This is a genomic window from Amycolatopsis sp. NPDC114504, assembly GCF_055633595.1.
The window spans coordinates 1,026,730-1,041,818 of the sequence record NZ_JBVKDU010000002.1; the positions used below are offsets into that span (position 1 = coordinate 1,026,730).

General features: G+C 70.5%; 16 protein-coding genes. 7 read left to right on the plus strand and 9 right to left on the minus strand.

The genetic code is table 11. The annotated features are described in order from the left end of the window. The first annotated feature begins 52 nt into the window (after positions 1–52). Entirely contained in the window at positions 53–1,240 is a 1,188-nt protein-coding gene (gene lhgO / locus ACZ7PG_RS16775) for an L-2-hydroxyglutarate oxidase (protein ID WP_470239940.1), read from the plus strand. A 6-nt stretch (positions 1,241–1,246) separates the two neighbouring features. Here the strand turns inward: lhgO and ACZ7PG_RS16780 are convergent, their stop codons facing one another. Beyond that, entirely contained in the window at positions 1,247–2,251 is a 1,005-nt protein-coding gene (locus tag ACZ7PG_RS16780; protein ID WP_470239941.1) for a DUF3558 family protein, read from the minus strand. Between the two features lie 70 nt (positions 2,252–2,321). Then, entirely contained in the window at positions 2,322–3,584 is a 1,263-nt protein-coding gene (gene serS, locus ACZ7PG_RS16785) for a serine--tRNA ligase (protein WP_470239942.1), read from the minus strand. A gap of 121 nt (positions 3,585–3,705) precedes the next feature. Here serS and ACZ7PG_RS16790 point away from each other — a divergent pair, with 121 nt between their 5' ends. Next, positions 3,706–4,995 carry an aspartate aminotransferase family protein gene (locus ACZ7PG_RS16790; RefSeq protein WP_470239943.1) on the plus strand — a complete coding sequence of 430 codons (1,290 nt, stop codon included), beginning with the start codon at positions 3,706–3,708 and terminating at the stop codon, positions 4,993–4,995. 439 nt (positions 4,996–5,434) lie between these two features. On the opposite strand, the gene ACZ7PG_RS16795 is transcribed toward ACZ7PG_RS16790, so the two are convergent. From ACZ7PG_RS16795 to ACZ7PG_RS16810, 4 genes are all read right to left on the minus strand, one after another. Next, the gene (locus ACZ7PG_RS16795) at positions 5,435–6,340 is read right to left on the minus strand and encodes a haloalkane dehalogenase (RefSeq protein ID WP_470239944.1); all 906 of its coding nucleotides are present in this window, start codon (positions 6,338–6,340) and stop codon (positions 5,435–5,437) included. 67 nt (positions 6,341–6,407) lie between these two features. Further along, entirely contained in the window at positions 6,408–6,860 is a 453-nt protein-coding gene (locus ACZ7PG_RS16800; RefSeq protein WP_155548458.1) for a DUF350 domain-containing protein, read from the minus strand. A 44-nt stretch (positions 6,861–6,904) separates the two neighbouring features. Next, on the minus strand, positions 6,905–8,071 hold the full coding sequence (locus tag ACZ7PG_RS16805; RefSeq protein WP_155548457.1) for a glutathionylspermidine synthase family protein: 1,167 nt from the start codon (positions 8,069–8,071) through the stop codon (positions 6,905–6,907). Further along, on the minus strand, positions 8,072–8,623 hold the full coding sequence (locus tag ACZ7PG_RS16810; protein ID WP_470239945.1) for a hypothetical protein: 552 nt from the start codon (positions 8,621–8,623) through the stop codon (positions 8,072–8,074). It lies immediately after the preceding gene. Between the two features lie 154 nt (positions 8,624–8,777). Between ACZ7PG_RS16810 and ACZ7PG_RS16815 the strand changes: the two genes are divergently transcribed. The 4 genes from ACZ7PG_RS16815 to ACZ7PG_RS16830 all read left to right on the plus strand — a co-directional run bounded on the left by ACZ7PG_RS16815 (position 8,778) and on the right by ACZ7PG_RS16830 (position 12,033). Beyond that, complete coding sequence (locus ACZ7PG_RS16815; protein ID WP_470239946.1) at positions 8,778–9,815, plus strand: septum formation family protein; 1,038 nt, start codon at positions 8,778–8,780, stop codon at positions 9,813–9,815. Further along, complete coding sequence (locus tag ACZ7PG_RS16820; RefSeq protein WP_155548455.1) at positions 9,815–10,165, plus strand: metallopeptidase family protein; 351 nt, start codon at positions 9,815–9,817, stop codon at positions 10,163–10,165. Before ACZ7PG_RS16815 ends, ACZ7PG_RS16820 begins: the two co-directional genes overlap by 1 nt. A 100-nt stretch (positions 10,166–10,265) precedes the next feature. Further along, positions 10,266–11,510, plus strand: a complete 1,245-nt coding sequence (locus ACZ7PG_RS16825; RefSeq protein ID WP_470239947.1) for an MFS transporter — start codon at positions 10,266–10,268, stop codon at positions 11,508–11,510. Between the two features lie 40 nt (positions 11,511–11,550). Next, positions 11,551–12,033 (plus strand): hypothetical protein, encoded by a 483-nt coding sequence (locus ACZ7PG_RS16830; protein ID WP_470239948.1) that lies wholly within the window; start codon positions 11,551–11,553, stop codon positions 12,031–12,033. Here the strand turns inward: ACZ7PG_RS16830 and ACZ7PG_RS16835 are convergent. From ACZ7PG_RS16835 to pheA, 3 genes are all read right to left on the minus strand, one after another. Then, on the minus strand, positions 12,030–12,677 hold the full coding sequence (locus tag ACZ7PG_RS16835; RefSeq protein ID WP_470240777.1) for a DUF4232 domain-containing protein: 648 nt from the start codon (positions 12,675–12,677) through the stop codon (positions 12,030–12,032). The genes ACZ7PG_RS16830 and ACZ7PG_RS16835 overlap by 4 nt on opposite strands. Positions 12,678–12,793: 116 nt before the next feature. Further along, entirely contained in the window at positions 12,794–13,411 is a 618-nt protein-coding gene (locus ACZ7PG_RS16840; protein WP_470239949.1) for a histidine phosphatase family protein, read from the minus strand. Then, complete coding sequence (gene pheA, locus ACZ7PG_RS16845; protein WP_470239950.1) at positions 13,408–14,316, minus strand: prephenate dehydratase; 909 nt, start codon at positions 14,314–14,316, stop codon at positions 13,408–13,410. Before pheA ends, ACZ7PG_RS16840 begins: the two co-directional genes overlap by 4 nt. Before the next feature lie 98 nt (positions 14,317–14,414). Between pheA and ACZ7PG_RS16850 the strand changes: the two genes are divergently transcribed. Continuing rightward, the gene (locus ACZ7PG_RS16850) at positions 14,415–15,029 is read left to right on the plus strand and encodes a macro domain-containing protein (RefSeq protein WP_470239951.1); all 615 of its coding nucleotides are present in this window, start codon (positions 14,415–14,417) and stop codon (positions 15,027–15,029) included. The last annotated feature ends 60 nt before the right edge of the window (positions 15,030–15,089 follow it).

Below are 15,089 nucleotides of genomic sequence, written 5' to 3' on the forward strand. Positions count from 1 at the left end.
AGGTAACGCCAGGGGACAGCAGCCCGCGAGCACTCGCGTAGCCTGGTCGATCGTGCGCAACGTGGTGGTCGTCGGGGGCGGGATCGTCGGTCTGGCCGTGGCCTGGGAGCTGACCAGGCGCGGGCTGGACGTCACGGTGCTGGAGAAGGAATCGCGCTGGGCGGCGCACCAGACCGGGCACAACTCGAACGTCGTCCACGCCGGGCTCTACTACAAGCCCGGGTCCTTCAAGGCGCGGATGTCCGTCGCCGGCAACCGGTCCATCGTGGACTTCGCGCGGCAGTACGGCGTGCCCGTCGAGGTCTGCGGCAAGCTCGTCGTCGCGACCGACGAAAAAGAGATCCCCGCGCTCAACACCCTCGCCGAGCGGGCCGAGGCCAACGGCGTCCCGGCGAAGAAGATCTCCCCCGCCGAAGCCCGCGAGTACGAGCCCGAGGTCGCCTGCGTCGCCGCGCTGCGGGTCGAGTCCACCGGGATCATCGACTTCCCCGGGGTCTGCCAGGCGCTCGTCCGGCTGCTCGACGAAGCCGGCGTCGACCTCCGGCTGAACAGCCCCGCGCTGGCCATCCGCGCCGGGGCGAACGGCGGGGTCGAGGTCGCGACCGGCGAAGACGTCATCGTCGCGGACGGGCTCGTGAACTGCGCCGGCCTGCACTCCGACCGCGTCGCGCGGCTGGCCGGGCTGACGCCGTCGGCGAAGATCGTCCCCTTCCGCGGCGAGTACTACGAGCTCAAGCCCGAACGCCGCGGCCTGGTCAAGGGCCTGATCTACCCGGTGCCCGACCCGACGCTGCCGTTCCTCGGCGTGCACCTCACGCGGATGCTCGACGGCAGCGTCCACGCGGGCCCGAACGCCGTGCTCGCGCTGCGCCGCGAGGGCTACCGCTGGGCCGACTTCTCCGCGAAGGACGTCGCCGAGGTCGCGACCTTCCCGGGTGTGTGGCGGCTCGCGAAGAAGTACGCGGTCCCGACCGGGCTCGACGAGGTCCGCCGCTCGTTCTCGAAGAAGCGGTTCGCCGCGAGCCTCGCCCGGCTCGTCCCGGCCGTCACCGAGGACGACATCGTCCGCCACGGCTCCGGCGTGCGCGCGCAGGCCATGCGCCGCGACGGCTCGCTCGTCGACGACTTCCTCATCGAGACCGCGCGCGACCAGGTGCACGTCCTGAACGCGCCGTCCCCGGCCGCGACGAGCGCGCTGGAGATCGCGCGCCACATCGCCGACCAGGTCTCAGAGGGCTGACACCGCCTAGCTCGGCAGGTTCGGCGTCACCAGCGGCAGGCCCTGCTTCACGACGTCGCAGGTCTTGGTGTCGTCGCCGATGAACCCGCTGACCACCTGCACGGATGACGTGTCGGTGATCGGCAGGGTCGCGCCGCAGGTCGCCCGCAGGCCGCCCATGTTCGGGAAGAGGCCCCACTTCTTCCCGCCGACGTCGACGGTCTCGGTCGGGTTGACGCCCGACGCGCCCGGCCAGTCCCCGACCGGCGTGCTGGGGCCGAACCAGACTTCGAACGCCTTCTGGCCCTCGTCGCCGTCGGTGTCGTCCCAGAGGCAGTAGGTCGCGTTGGGCACCGACGACGAGGTGTCCTTCTCGCCGGTGGGCGAGATGTTCTTCAGCTGCGCGACCTGGTCCGGCTTCAGCATCGCGCACGGGTCGGCCGCGAGCAGCGGCCCGCCCGGCTCGGTCTTGGCCGGCGCCGTCGGGGTGATCGACGGCGCGTCCTGCCCGCCGGGCAGGTGGGCCGCGACCTGCGGGATCGCCGCCTTGGCCAGCTCGCACGACTTTTCGAGCGGCGGCTCCGACACGCTGACGTACGCGAAGGACTTGTCCCCGAAGAGGGCGTAGAGCACGCAGTCGTCGGAGAGGATCGACGGGTACTGCCGCCAGCTGAAGCCGGCGATCTGCTGCGGCTCGCCCTTCGGGACGGCTCCGGCGATGTACTCGTTGAAGTCGATGTCCGTCGTGTAGCCGACGTTCAGGATGGCCGACGGCTCGATGTCGTCCTTGGTGTTCCACAGGCACATCGCCGTCTGGTTCCGGTCCTTGTTCTCCGGCACCGACCGGCCCTTGGCCTCGTAGCCGAGGGCGTCGAGCTGGCCCTCCTCGAGCAGGGAGCAGGCGTCGACGGCCTTGACGATCGGGCCCTGGCCCGGCACCGGCGCCGCCGAACCGCCGACGGCCACCGTGCAGCCGGACACCACCACGGCCAGGGCCGCCAGCGTCGCCATGACCTGCCACTTCATGCGCATGCGAAGAGTCCTCTCCCGTTCGGCCCGGACCTTACTGGGCCGAACGGGCGCGCACCTGGCATACCGCGAATCAGCGGGGCGTGAGGACTTCCTTGCCGCCGACGAACGGGCGCAGCGCCTCGGGCACGCGGACCGAGCCGTCCACCTGCTGGTGGTTCTCGACGATCGCGACGATCCAGCGGGTGGTGGCCAGGGTGCCGTTGAGCGTCGCGGCGATCAGTGGCTTGCCGTTCTCGCCGCGGTAGCGGACCGACAGCCGGCGGGCCTGGAACGTCGTGCAGTTGGACGTCGAGGTCAGCTCGCGGTAGGTGTCCTGCGTCGGGATCCACGCCTCGCAGTCGAACTTGCGGTGCGCGGACGTGCCGAGGTCGCCGGTCGCGGTGTCGATGACCCGGTAGGGCACCTCGATCTTCGCGAGCATCTGCTCTTCCCAGCCGAGCAGCCGCTCGTGCTCGGCCTCGGCGTCCTCCGGCTTGGTGTAGACGAACATCTCCACCTTGTCGAACTGGTGGACGCGGATGATGCCGCGGGTGTCCTTGCCGTACGAGCCCGCCTCGCGCCGGTAGCAGGACGACCAGCCCGCGTAGCGGTTCGGGCCGTCCTTCAGGTCGAGGATCTCGTCGGCGTGGAAGCCAGCGAGCGGCACCTCCGACGTGCCGACGAGGTACAGGTCGTCGTCCTCGAGGTGGTAGATCTCGCTCGAGTGCTGGCCGAGGAAGCCGGTGCCGGCCATGATCTCCGGGCGCACCAGCGACGGCGTGATCATCGGCGTGAAGCCGTTCTCGAGCGCCTGCGCGATGGCCATGTTGAGCAGGCCGAGCTGCAGCTGCGCGCCGACGCCGGTGAGGAAGTAGAACCGCGAGCCCGAGACCTTCGCGCCGCGTTCCATGTCGACGCCGCCGAGCGCTTCGAGCAGCTCGAGGTGGTCCTTCGGGGTGAAGTCGAACTTCGTCGGCTCGCCGACGTGCTTGAGCACGGTGAAGTCGTCTTCGCCGCCGACCGGCGCGTCCGGGTGCACGAGGTTCGGGACCGTGCGGAAGAGCTGGTCGAACTCGTCCGACGACGTGTTCTGCTCAGCCTCGGCCGCCTTGACCTGCGCGGCGAGCTCCTTGGCGGTGGCCAGCAGCTGCTGCTTCTCCTCCGGCGGCGCCTTCGGGATCTGCTTGCCCAGGAGCTTCTGCTCGTTGCGCAGCTTGTCCGCGGCGGCGATGGAAGAGCGGCGCCGGGTGTCGAGGGAGAGCAGTTTGTCGACCACTCCCTCGTCTTCACCACGGGCGCGCTGCGACGCGCGCACGGCTTCCGGGTCATCGCGCAGAGTCCTGGGGTCAATCACGAAGACAGAGGGTAGTCCGTACAGACTGTGCGTCCCTACTGGGTTATCCCGACAGTCTGATCGTTGAAGCGCTGTTCACGGCGTCCTCATACTCCAGGGATACCCCAGAGGAGGCGCCCCGATGACCGACGAGCTGCTCGCCCGGCACCGCGCTGTCATGCCGTCCTGGATGTCGCTGCTCTACGAGGAGCCGATCGAGATCGTGCACGCGCACGACCGCCGGATGACGGATTCGCAGGGCCGCACCTACCTCGACTTCTTCGCCGGCGTGCTGACGAACTCGATGGGCTACGACGTCGCCGAGATCGGCGACGCGGTCCGCAAGCAGCTCGACACCGGCATCCTGCACACCTCGACGCTCTACCTGATCCGCTCGCAGGTCGAGCTGGCCGAGCGGATCGCGAAGCTGTCGAACATCCCGGACGCGAAGGTCTTCTTCACCAACTCCGGCAGCGAGGCCAACGACACCGCGCTGATGCTCGCGACGCAGTTCCGGCGCAGCAACCAGGTGCTGGCGATGCGGAACTCCTACCACGGCCGCTCGTTCGGGACGGTCGCGATCACGGGCAACCGCGGCTGGTCGGCGTCGGCGCTGAGCCCGGTCAAGGTCAACTACGTCCACGGCGGCTATCGGTATCGAAGCCCGTTCCGGGACATGTCGGACGCCGACTACATCAAGGCCTGCGTCGCGGACCTGGTCGACGTGCTGGAGACGGCGACCGCGGGCGACGTCGCCTGCCTGATCGCCGAGCCGATCCAGGGCGTCGGCGGGTTCAGCCTGCCGCCGGACGGGCTGTTCCGCGCCATGAAGGAGGTGCTGGACTCCTACGGCGTGCTGTTCATCTCGGACGAGGTCCAGACGGGCTGGGGCCGCACCGGCGAGCACTTCTGGGGCATCGACGCGCACGGCGTGACGCCGGACATGATGACGTTCGCGAAGGGCCTCGGGAACGGACTGGCGGTGGGCGGGGTGGTGGCCCGCGGCGACGTCCTGGACTGCTTCCAGGCCCAGTCGTTCTCGACGTTCGGCGGCAACCCGGTCTCGATGGCTGGCGCGACGGCGGTGCTCGACTACATCAAGGACCACAACCTGCAGGCGAACTGCGCGGCTCGCGGGTCGCAGCTCATCTCCGGTCTGCAGGCCGCCGAGTCGCCGATCGTGGCCGAGGTGCGCGGCAAGGGCCTGATGATCGGAGTGGAGCTGATCAAGCCGGGCACAACGGAGCCGCACGTAGCCGCGGCGGCCCGGATGCTGGAGGAGACGAAGAAGCGCGGCCTCCTGATCGGCAAGGGCGGCCTGCACGGCAACGTCCTGCGGCTGGGCCCGCCCATGACGTTGACGGCGGACGAAGCCCAGGAGGGTCTGGACATCCTGGTGGACGCGCTGGCGGCGACCCACGCGGCGCTTTGACCCCAAAAGAGCGGGTGGTCATCCCGTCGCCTGAGGCCGTCAAATCACTTTGAGCCGGGCCCGCAACCCACAGCGCAAAGCGAGAAAGCGACGCAACCTTGCGGGCCCGGCTCAAAGTGATAGGCCTCGCTCAGGCGACGGGATGACCACCCAGCGGCCCACCTCTCAGAAGTGAGAAGACAGCGGTGGCCATCCCGGAGCCTGCCCGTCCGGCGAGGACATGCTTTTGCTTTTGAGCCGCGGCAGAAGTCTGCCGCGCCGAAGCGGGTCCGACCTCCCCCGCCCCTCCGGTTGGAGTCTCAGCCGCCGCTCGGGTTTGTCAAGGCGGGAAAGCGTGCCTTGACAAACCCGATCGTCGACTGAAGTGCAGCTGGGATGAGGGGCGGGGGAGGTCTGGTGACGTCGTGGTCGGTCTGCGTCGCCGGCCGCCGGTTCTTCTTCAGCCGCGCACGAACCTCGCCACGTGCTCGGCCAGCTCCTCGCCCTTGTCCTCCTGCAGGAAGTGCCCCGCGTCCTTGATCACCGGGTGCTCCACCCCCTGCGCCCCCTTCATCGAGCGCTGCAGAATCGGAGCCATGCCGCCGGTGATCGGGTCGCCGTCGGAAAACGCCACCAGGAACGGGATTTCCAGGTCCGTCAACGTCTTCCACGCCGCTCGGTTCGCTTCCGAGGCGGGGTCGTCCGGCCGGTAGGGCACCAGACCGGGCATCGCCCGGGGAGCCGCCTTGTACATCTCGTTCGGGAACGGGGCGTCGTAAGCCGCGCGCTCCGCCTCGGACAGCGAAGACTTGCAGCCCGACTGGACGAACCGGGCGACGTCCAGCACCGGGGCCTTCTGGACGGCCTCCCGGAACGAATGCCACTGCGGCGGCATGTCGATGTCGCCCGTGGGCAGGCCCGTGTTGGCCGCGACCACCCGCGCGAACCGTGACGGGTTCTCCGCGACCAGCCGCAGCCCGATCAGGCCGCCCCAGTCCTGGCCGACCAGCGTCACGTCGTGCAGGTCCAGCGCGTCGAACGCGAAGCCGCGCATCCACTCGACGTGCCGCGCGTACGTGTGGTCCGCCAGGTCGCCGGGCTTGTCGGACCGGCCGAAGCCGACCAGGTCCGGCGCGATCGCGCGGAGCCCGGCCGCGGCCAGCACCGGCAGCATCTTGCGGTAGAGGTACGACCAGCTGGGCTCGCCGTGCAGCAGCAGCACCACGGGACCGTCCGACGGCCCGGCCTCCACGTAACCCACTCTGATCACGCCGCCGTGGGGGTCCGCGAGCTCGGTGTACTTCGGCTCGAAGGGGAAGTCGGGCAGGTCCGTGAACCGGTCGTCCGGTGTCCTCAGCAGGCGCACGAACTCCACGCTAGTGGGAACGGAAGAGCCGGGCCACGCGCGACGTGGCCCGGCTCACATTCCGGGGTCAGGAGATGCCGACGGCCACCACGAGGCCCAGGCCGATGTGCGCCGCCGCGACGACGATGCTCACCGGGGCGAACTTCTCGCTCTCGATGGTCGACGCCACGTCGATGCGGGTCGCCCACTCGAGCAGCCGGACCGCGATCACCTGGACGATGATCCCGAGCAGGCCGTAGACCAGCGACGTGATCAGGCCCTCGGTGAGGTCACTGGCCGAGTTGAAGATCGCCACGACGACGATGAACGCCATCGAGAGCATCCCGGACGCGGTCACGATCACCGCGTTCGGCAGGCCCTGCGTGACCAGCTTCGACAGCTTGCCCGGCGTGGTCCAGTCGATCGCGTAGAAGCCGGCGAACATCAGCAGCAGGCCGATGACGCCGTACAGCAGGATCGCGCCGATCCCCCGCACGAGGTCGGAGCCGAACGTGTCGGACAGCGCAAGGGTCGTGTTCACGAGTTGTCTCCCAGGAGAAAGAGCTGATCAGCAGCGGTGTTGTATCACGACTCGACGATGCGATGTGGGACAAATGCCGCACCGTCGTCGGTGACCAGGCCACCGGTCTCGCGGATGCCCAGGCCGGCGGAGCTGTCCCCGACGATCCACGCGCCGAGCGCCGGCCGGTAGCCGTCGAACTCGGGCAGCGGGTCGAACGCCTGGTAGACGAACCCTTCCGCGCCGTAGACGCCGTCGGTCTGGGTCTCGTAGCCGGTCGCGACGATCTGGACGTTCGCGCCCTCGCGGCCCAGCTTCGGCTTGCGGACGTACTCGGTGAGCAGGCCGGGGTCGTCGGCGAACGCCGGCAGCAGGTTCGGGTGGCCCGGGTAGTTCTCCCACAGGATCGCCAGCAGCGTCTTGTTGGAGAGGATCATCTTCCAGAGCGGCTCGATCCACAGCGTCCGCGGCAGCGACTCGACGGCGTTGCGGCCGAACTCCTCGTCGACCACCCACTCCCACGGGTACAGCTTCAGCACGGTCGCCATCTGCGACTCTTCGAGGTCGACGAACCGCTTGAGCACCGGGTCCCAGCCGATCTCCTCGATCGCCAGCCCCACCGTGTCGAGCCCGGCCTCGGCCGCCGTCTCCTGCAGGTACGCCGTGGTGACGTTGTCCTCGCCGGAGGGGTCGGCCGCCGACCAGGTGAAGTGCAGCTCGTTCGACGGCAGCTTGTCCCGCAGGAACGCCCACCGCTCGACGAGCTTCTCGTGGATGGAGTTCCACTGGTCGTCGTCCGGGAAGACGTCGGTCTTCCAGTGCCACTGCAGCAGCGACGCCTCCAGCAGCGTGGTCGGCGTGTCCGCGTTGTACTCCAGCAGCTTCGCCGGCGACTTGCCGTCGTAGCGCAGGTCGAACCGCCCGTAGACGTGCGGGTCCTGCCGCTTCCACGACTCGGCGATGTGCGGCCAGACCCACTCGGGGATGCCGAACCGCTGGTAGCCCTCGGTGGTCACGACGTTGTCGACGGCCTCCAGGCACATCGAGTGCAGCAGCTCGACGTCGGCCTCGAGCGAGAGGACCTCGTCCATGTCGAAGACGTAGTGCACCGACTCGTCCCAGTACGGCCGCATCCGGCCGCTGTTGTCGCGGGCCGGCGTGCCGTAGACGAGCCCCTGCTCCTCGACGATCCGCTGCCAGTCGCGCCGCGGCTCACGCCGGTCCCGGTACACCTACGATCCCCCGCTCTTGCCGCTGCCGCCGGTGCCCCCGGTGGAGCCGCTCTTGCCGCTGATGCCGAAGCCGCCGCGCTGGACGGACTTGCCGGACTTCGTGTTGACGTTGGTGCGCGACGACGGCGCGTCGTAGGAGCCACCGGACACGCGCTGCCCGATGCCGCCGGTTCCGCCGTAGTTGTAGCGGTAGCTGTTGTAGCCACCGCCCCCGATCGGCAGGAACAGGAAACCGCCACTGGAGTACCCGCCGTGACTCGTCACGTAGGTCTCGTCGCAGTTGTCGTCGCCCTGGACGATGCCGTTCGAGTCGGTGCAGACCGCGGTGACGTCGCCGGCCGGCTTCGCGACCGTGTAGAACGTCGCGACCAGTCCGACGAGGCCGACGGTCACGCCGCTGCCGATCAGGATCTTGCGGCGGGTCGCCGCCTTGGCGTCGGCCTGGCGGGCCAGCTCGGCGTCCCGTTCTTCCTGGACGAGTGCCTGCTGACGGGCCCGCTGCTCCGCGACCGACGGCTGACGGGGCTGCGTGTTCGAGTCCTGAAACCTCATCGAACCGCGCTTCGGCGGCTCGGGGGGCGGCTGGTCCCCAGTGTTGTTGTCCTGCGTCATGTGCGCTCCGTAATCCCGGCCACCACGAAACCGTGACCCACCCTAACCACCCGGATCGCGCACGTCTCGCGCGGCGCGGGCATCATGGACTGCGATGTCTCCCAGCGCCGATCGGTTCCCAGCCGCCACGCAGACGCTGCGCACCCGCGTCGTGATGGGCGGGATCTTCGCGGGCGCGCTCATCGCGCTCGCCCTCAGCGTCGTCTTCTCGTGGGGCGGCGAGATCGCGGGCGGAGCCGGCGGTGGCGCCGGCAAGCTGTCCCCGGAGGCCGAGGAGGCGTTCCACTCACCTCCCGGCAGCTGCCTGACCTGGGCGAACCCGGACGCGAGCGACGCACGCAAGGTGGCCTGCACGCAGCCGCACAAGTTCGAGGTGACCGCGCTCGTGGACATCGGCGCCCAGTTCCCGGAGGGCGCGCCGGTGCCCGCGCTGGACCAGTGGCAGCAGATCGCCCAGCAGAAGTGCACCTCGGACGTGAAGCCGTACCTCGGCCACAACCTCGACCCGTACGGCAAGCTCACGACGAACCTGCTGCGCCCGACTCCGTCGCAGTGGGCCGACGGCGACCGCCAGCTGCGCTGCGGCCTGCAGTGGGCGGGCCCCGGCGGCACGCTGCTGACGACCACCGGCCCGGCGAAGGAGCAGGACCAGTCGCTCGTGTTCGAGCCGGGCACCTGCCTCGCGCTGCTGGGCAAGGGCGTCGGCGACCCGCTCGAGTGCACCAAGCCGCACTCCTACGAGATCGTCGCGACCCTGGACCTCAAGACGAAGTTCAAGGACGCCTACCCGTCGCAGGACGACCAGAAGGCGTGGCTCGACACCGAGTGCACCAAACAGGCGTCGGACTACACCGGCGGCGCCGATCTGGACGCGAAGAAGCTGATCCTGACCTGGGACCTGCGGGAGCAGGAGAGCTGGGACGCCGGGTCGACCAAGGTCAACTGCAAGGTGGCGGCGCTGCTGCCGGACAAGAGCGGCCTGCAGGCGGTCACCGGCAGTGTCAAGGCCGCCCCGGCCGGACCCGACGGCCCCGACGGCGGCCAGCCCCAGGACGGCGGCCCGCCTTCGGACGGGGGCGGCGGGCCGGCCACGTCGAGCTCCGCCCCGCCGACGTCGAAGCAGAACGGCTGATGCCCGTCGAGATGAGCCGGGAGCGGTTCGAGGAACTGGTCTCGGAAGCCCTGGACGAGGTGCCGGCCGAGTTCGCGAAGGCGATGGACAACGTCGTCGTGCTCGTCGAGGAGTTCAACGACGAGGCGCCGGACATCCTCGGGCTCTACCACGGGATCGCGCTGACCGAGCGGACGTCGTCCTACGGCGGGGTGCTGCCCGACCGGATCTCGATCTACCGGCAGCCGATCCTCTCGATGTGCGAGGACGAGGACGAGGTCGTCGAAGAAGTCCTCATCACCGTCGTGCACGAGCTGGGTCACCACTTCGGGATCGACGACGCCCGGCTGCACGAGCTCGGCTGGGGCTGAACCGGCACTAGTAGTGACACCGTGACCACCGTCGGGTGGCAACGCCCTTATCCTGTTACTCGAAGTCATTGGATGACTGCGATGAGTACCGGGGGTCGCGGTGAACCCTGCCCGAAGACTCACGTGGCTGCTGACGTCGAGCGCCGCCTCGCACCTGGGCGACGGCATCGGCAAGGTGGCCCTGCCCCTGCTGGCGACGACGCTGACCCGCGATCCCGTGCTGATCGCCGGGCTGTCCGCCACCCAGTTCCTGCCCTGGTTGCTCTTCGCCGCCGTCGCCGGCGCGCTGGTCGACCGGATCGACCGGCGGCGCGCGATGGTCGTCGCGAACACCGCCCGCGCCGTCGCCGTCGGCGCCCTCGCCGTGCTCGTCGCCGCCGGCGGGATGACGATCTGGCTGGTCTACCTGACGGCGCTGGTCATCGGGACCGCCGAAACGATCGCGGACAGCGCGGCCAACGCCCTGGTCCCGGCGGTCGTCGGCGACGGCTCGCTCGACGCGGCCAACAGCAAGCTGCAGGCGTGCGAGATCGTCGGCCAGACGTTCCTCGGCGGCCCGATCGGCGGCCTGGCCTTCGCGCTCTTCGCCGCGTTGCCCTTCGTCCTCAACTCCGCCGGCTTCGCGATCGCGGCCGCGGTGCTGCTCGGGCTCACCGGCACCTACCGCGGGCAGGCCGGAGCCCGCCGGCCGACGCGGCTGCGCACCGACCTGGCCGAAGGTCTGCGCTGGCTGCGCGGGAACGCGCTGCTCACACGGCTGGTCTTCATCGCCGGGCTGCTCAGCCTGGTCAGCGAGCTCGCGCAGGCACAGTTGGTGCTCTACGCGCTCGACGACCTCCATCTGTCCGGCGCGACCTTCGGGTTCTTCGCGTTCGCCGGCGGCATCGGCGGGCTGCTCGGCGCGGGCGTCGCGCCGCGGCTCGTGCGCGCGGCCGGCCGGCGCGTGGTCGTGGTGGGCGGGATCCTCGGCTGCGGCGCCGGGTTCGGCGGGATGGGCCTGGTCCGCTCGCCGGTCGCGAGCGCGGCCCTGTTCGGCCTGTTCGCGGCGGCGGTCGTCGCCGTCAACGTCGTGCTCGCCACCGCGCGGCACACGCTGGTGCCCGGCGAGCTGCTCGGCCGGGTGCTCGGGGTGTGGCGCACGGTCGTCTGGGGCGCGATCCCGCTCGGCGCCCTGCTCGGCGGGGTGCTGACCGAGGCGCTCGGCACCGCGGCGCGCACGTTCGCCGTGTCCGGGCTGGCGATGCTCGCGATCGCCGCGTTCGCCTCCCTGGCGCTGCGGCGGCGCTCGCTCGATGACGAATCGGACTCAGCCGTGGCGCTACTGCACCAGGATCCGGGTTTGTGAGCTGAAATACGTCATCACCCAGGTGGTGGGGAGGCGGCTTATGCGCACCGTGGACCCGGGCACCGGCACCGACGCCGGTCCCGACTTCGACGAACCCTCGGACGAGTCCGAGGAGGTCAAGGCGTCACCGCCGCAGTCACGCCGGCTGCTCGTGCTGTGCGCGGTCGCCGGGTTCGTGCTGGGCGGCGGCGTGCTCGGGCTGCTGTGGGGCCTGTCCGGCGTGCACGCGGGCGCGCTCGACGACGCGCTGGCCGCGTGCCAGGCCCTCGACCGCGTCGGCGAGCTGCCGGACACGAGCCGGGACGCGCAGCCGTCGCTGACACCGGGCCTCACGCCCGAGCGGCTGCACCGGATGACGGCGGCGCGCGAGCTGTCCGCGGCCGCCGCCCAGGTCAACGCCACCTACCAGCCGCTGGCCGACCACATCGACGGCGTCAGCCGCATGGTGCTCAGCCTGCACTTCAACGACATCGCCGGCCAGCGGCACCTGGTCGAGGCCGAGGAGATCTGCGGCCGCCTCTAGGACGTGTGGACCGTCTTCACCGAGAGCTGGTTGCCCGGGATCTTGGTGCTCGCGCACGCGGTGCCGTCGGTGGGCACGAAGTTCGACGCGGTCTCCTGCGGCAGGTAGATCCGCAGGCCCTTCACCGCCGTCGGCTGGCAGGTGCCCGAGTCGAAGTTGCGCACGTTGACGAACTGGATGTCGGCGATCGCGGACTGGCCGGGGTTCAGCTTCACCGCGTTGCCCTTGGTGCCCTCGCGGAAGGCGTCCTTGCCGACCTGGTGCCCGTCGGTGCCCGCGACGTACGAGACCCCGGGGAAGCCCTGGATCTCACAGGGCTTCGAGCTGCTGTTCTTGATGTTCAGCGGCCGGTACACCGAGCCCGCGCCGGCGTCGCCCTGGCCGAGCGACAGCGTGACGTCCCCGGCCTTGCAGAGTCCGTTGTCCGCGGGCTGGGCGGGCGGCGTGGAGGCCGGGGCCGAGCTGCTCGGGGCGGACGCGGCCGTGGTCGCGGTGGTGGAGGTCGGGGACGCCGTCGTCGAGGGCGTCGAGCTGCTCGCCGCGTTCGTGGTGCCGCCGTTCCCGCAGGCGGACAGGGCGAGCACGCCCGCCGAAGCCGCGACGAGGGGGAACAACCGTGAAAGCTTCGTCCAAGCCATGTCAATCGCCTCCCTGGTGTGGTGCTACTGGGTAGACGTACGGATCTCCGGCAGGTTGGTTCGACCCGTTAATTCCCCACCAGACGTGTCTCAAACGTGACGGGATCACACTTTCGTGACGGTCAGAGAGGCGTGTCGACCCAGGTCAGGCAGTGCCACTGGCCGTCCGGCCGGGCATCCAGCTCCACCAGGCCGGTGTTCGGGATCAGCGCCGCGTTGGCGACGTCCGCGTGGACGTTCGGCGCCAGCCACTCGGCGGACAGCCGGATCGCGCCACCGTGGCTGACCAGCGCGATCACGCTGTCCGGGTCGGCCTGCTCGTGCTTGGCGCGCAGCCGGCCGACCGCGTCGAGCATGCGGGTGCGCACGCTCGTGCCGCTCTCGCCGCCGGGCAGCGTCGCCGTCAGCTCACCGAGCGTCCACCGCCGCACGACCTCCATGTAGGTCCGGATCGACTCGTGGTCGGTCGCCCCTTCGAGATCACCCGCGACGACCTCGTGGACGCCGTCGACGACCTGGACGTCCAGCGAGAACCGGGCGGCCAGCGGCCCCGCCGTCTGCTGGGCCCGGGTCGCCTGCGACGCGTAGACCGCGACGATCGGCTCCCCCGCCAGCCGCGTCGCGAGGTCGTCGGCCTGGGTGCGGCCGAGCTCGGTCAGCGGCGGCCCGGGCAGGGCGGTGTCGAGCGCGCCGCGGACGTTCCCGTCGGTCTGACCGTGGCGGATGAGCAGCAGCCTCACGCCAGGTCTCCCTTGCGGACCGCGTCGGCCCACACGGCGGCGTCGACGAAGTCGTCGTTGCCCGCACCGGGCTCGATCGTGGTCCGCGTCCCGTCGGCGCGCGGGTGCGAGCCGAGGAACCGCAGGTTGCGGCAGTGCCGGCGCAACGCGGTCAACGCGTCGAGGATCCGCGGCTCGGCCACGTGCCCCTCGAAGTCGATGAAGAAGCGGTACTCGCCGAAGTTGCTGCGCGTCGGGCGGGCGTCCAGCCGGGTGAGGTTGATCCCGCGGTCGGCCAGCGCGGTGAGCAGCTCGGCGAGCGTGCCGGTGCGGTTCACGGCCGCGGCGACCACGGACGTCCGGTCGGCGCCCGTCGGCTCCGGCAGCTCGCCCGGCGGGCGGACCAGCAGGAACCGCGTCGCCGCGTCGCTGACGTCGCCGACCTCGGTGGCCAGCACCTCGAGGTCGTAGTGCTCGACGGCGACCGGCGCGCAGACCGCGGCGTCGAAGTGGCCTTCGAGCACCCCGACCGCGGCTGCCGACGTCGACGACGACGCCACCGGGTGCGCGTCCGGCAGGTTCGCCTCCAGCCACTCGCGGACCTGGGCGAGCGCGTGCGGGTGGCTGGCGACGGTCTTGATCTCCCCGCCGCCGCGCCGCGTCAGCACGCTGAAATGGACCGGCAGGATGTGCTCGGCCACGGCGACCAGCGGGGTCGACTCGCTGAGCGCGTCGAGCGTGGTGGGCACCACGCCCTCGACCGAGTTCTCGATGGGGACGCACGCGGCGTCCGCCTCGCCCTCGCGGACGGCCGTCATCGCCAGCCGGACGGTCTCGACCGGAATCAGTTCTTCGCCGCCGGCGAGGGCCCGCGCGGCCTGTTCGGTGAAGGTCCCCTGGGGGCCGAAGTATGCGATCCGTGACACAACACCCAGGCTACGGGTCGCCACCGTGGCGACTTTCACTCGGACAGCCGGTACCAGAACCGGTTACGCCGGGTGGCATTTTTTGCGATGCTAGGGATGTGACCGCCGACTCGGGCACGCACACCGGCCGTGAGGGCGCACACCCGCCGGTCTCCCCTCGCACACCGGAACTGGTGCTGTGTGCCGTCGATGAACCACTCGCCACCGCCTGGACGTCCGCCGCTGAATCGGTGACCGGCCGGGTCCGGGTGCACCGCGGGTCGGTCCTCGACGTCGTCGCCCAGGCCGTGGTCAGCCCGGCCAACTCCTACGGCTGGATGCGCGGGGGCATCGACGCCGTCTACGCGCGAGCGTTCCCGGGGGTCGAGCAGAGCGTCCGAAGTGCGGTTTTGGCCTTTCACGGCGGTGAACTGCCCATCGGCGAAGCCGTGATCGTGCCGACCGGCGAGGCCGAACCGGCGTGGCTGATCAGCGCGCCGACCATGCGCGAACCGGCCGAGCGGCTGCCCGCCGACACCGTGCACCCCTACCTCGCGGCGCGCGCGGTCTTCCTGCAGTGGCGCGACGGCCGGCTCGACCACGGGCCGGTGCGGGAGCTCGTCGACACGATCGCCATGCCGGGGCTCGGCACCGGCGTCGGCGGCGTCGACCCCGCGACCTGCGCGCGTCAGGTCGCGGCGGCGTGGGACGAGGTTTTCCGTAACTCGCGGTGATCACCGCAACCGGGCGTGGACTACATCACAGCGCGTTCACCGGCCGTAAGCCCTACCGTT

What these genes read in the sequence shown, in the direction of transcription:
- ACZ7PG_RS16820 (WP_155548455.1), top strand. Translation starts at nt 9,815, where the DNA reads ATGCCCGTCGAGATGAGCCGGGAGCGGTTCGAGGAACTGGTCTCGGAA.
- ACZ7PG_RS16780 (WP_470239941.1), bottom strand. Translation starts at nt 2,251, where the DNA reads ATGCGCATGAAGTGGCAGGTCATGGCGACGCTGGCGGCCCTGGCCGTG.
- ACZ7PG_RS16810 (WP_470239945.1), bottom strand. Translation starts at nt 8,623, where the DNA reads ATGAGGTTTCAGGACTCGAACACGCAGCCCCGTCAGCCGTCGGTCGCG.
- ACZ7PG_RS16790 (WP_470239943.1), top strand. Translation starts at nt 3,706, where the DNA reads ATGACCGACGAGCTGCTCGCCCGGCACCGCGCTGTCATGCCGTCCTGG.
- ACZ7PG_RS16815 (WP_470239946.1), top strand. Translation starts at nt 8,778, where the DNA reads ATGTCTCCCAGCGCCGATCGGTTCCCAGCCGCCACGCAGACGCTGCGC.
- ACZ7PG_RS16830 (WP_470239948.1), top strand. Translation starts at nt 11,551, where the DNA reads ATGCGCACCGTGGACCCGGGCACCGGCACCGACGCCGGTCCCGACTTC.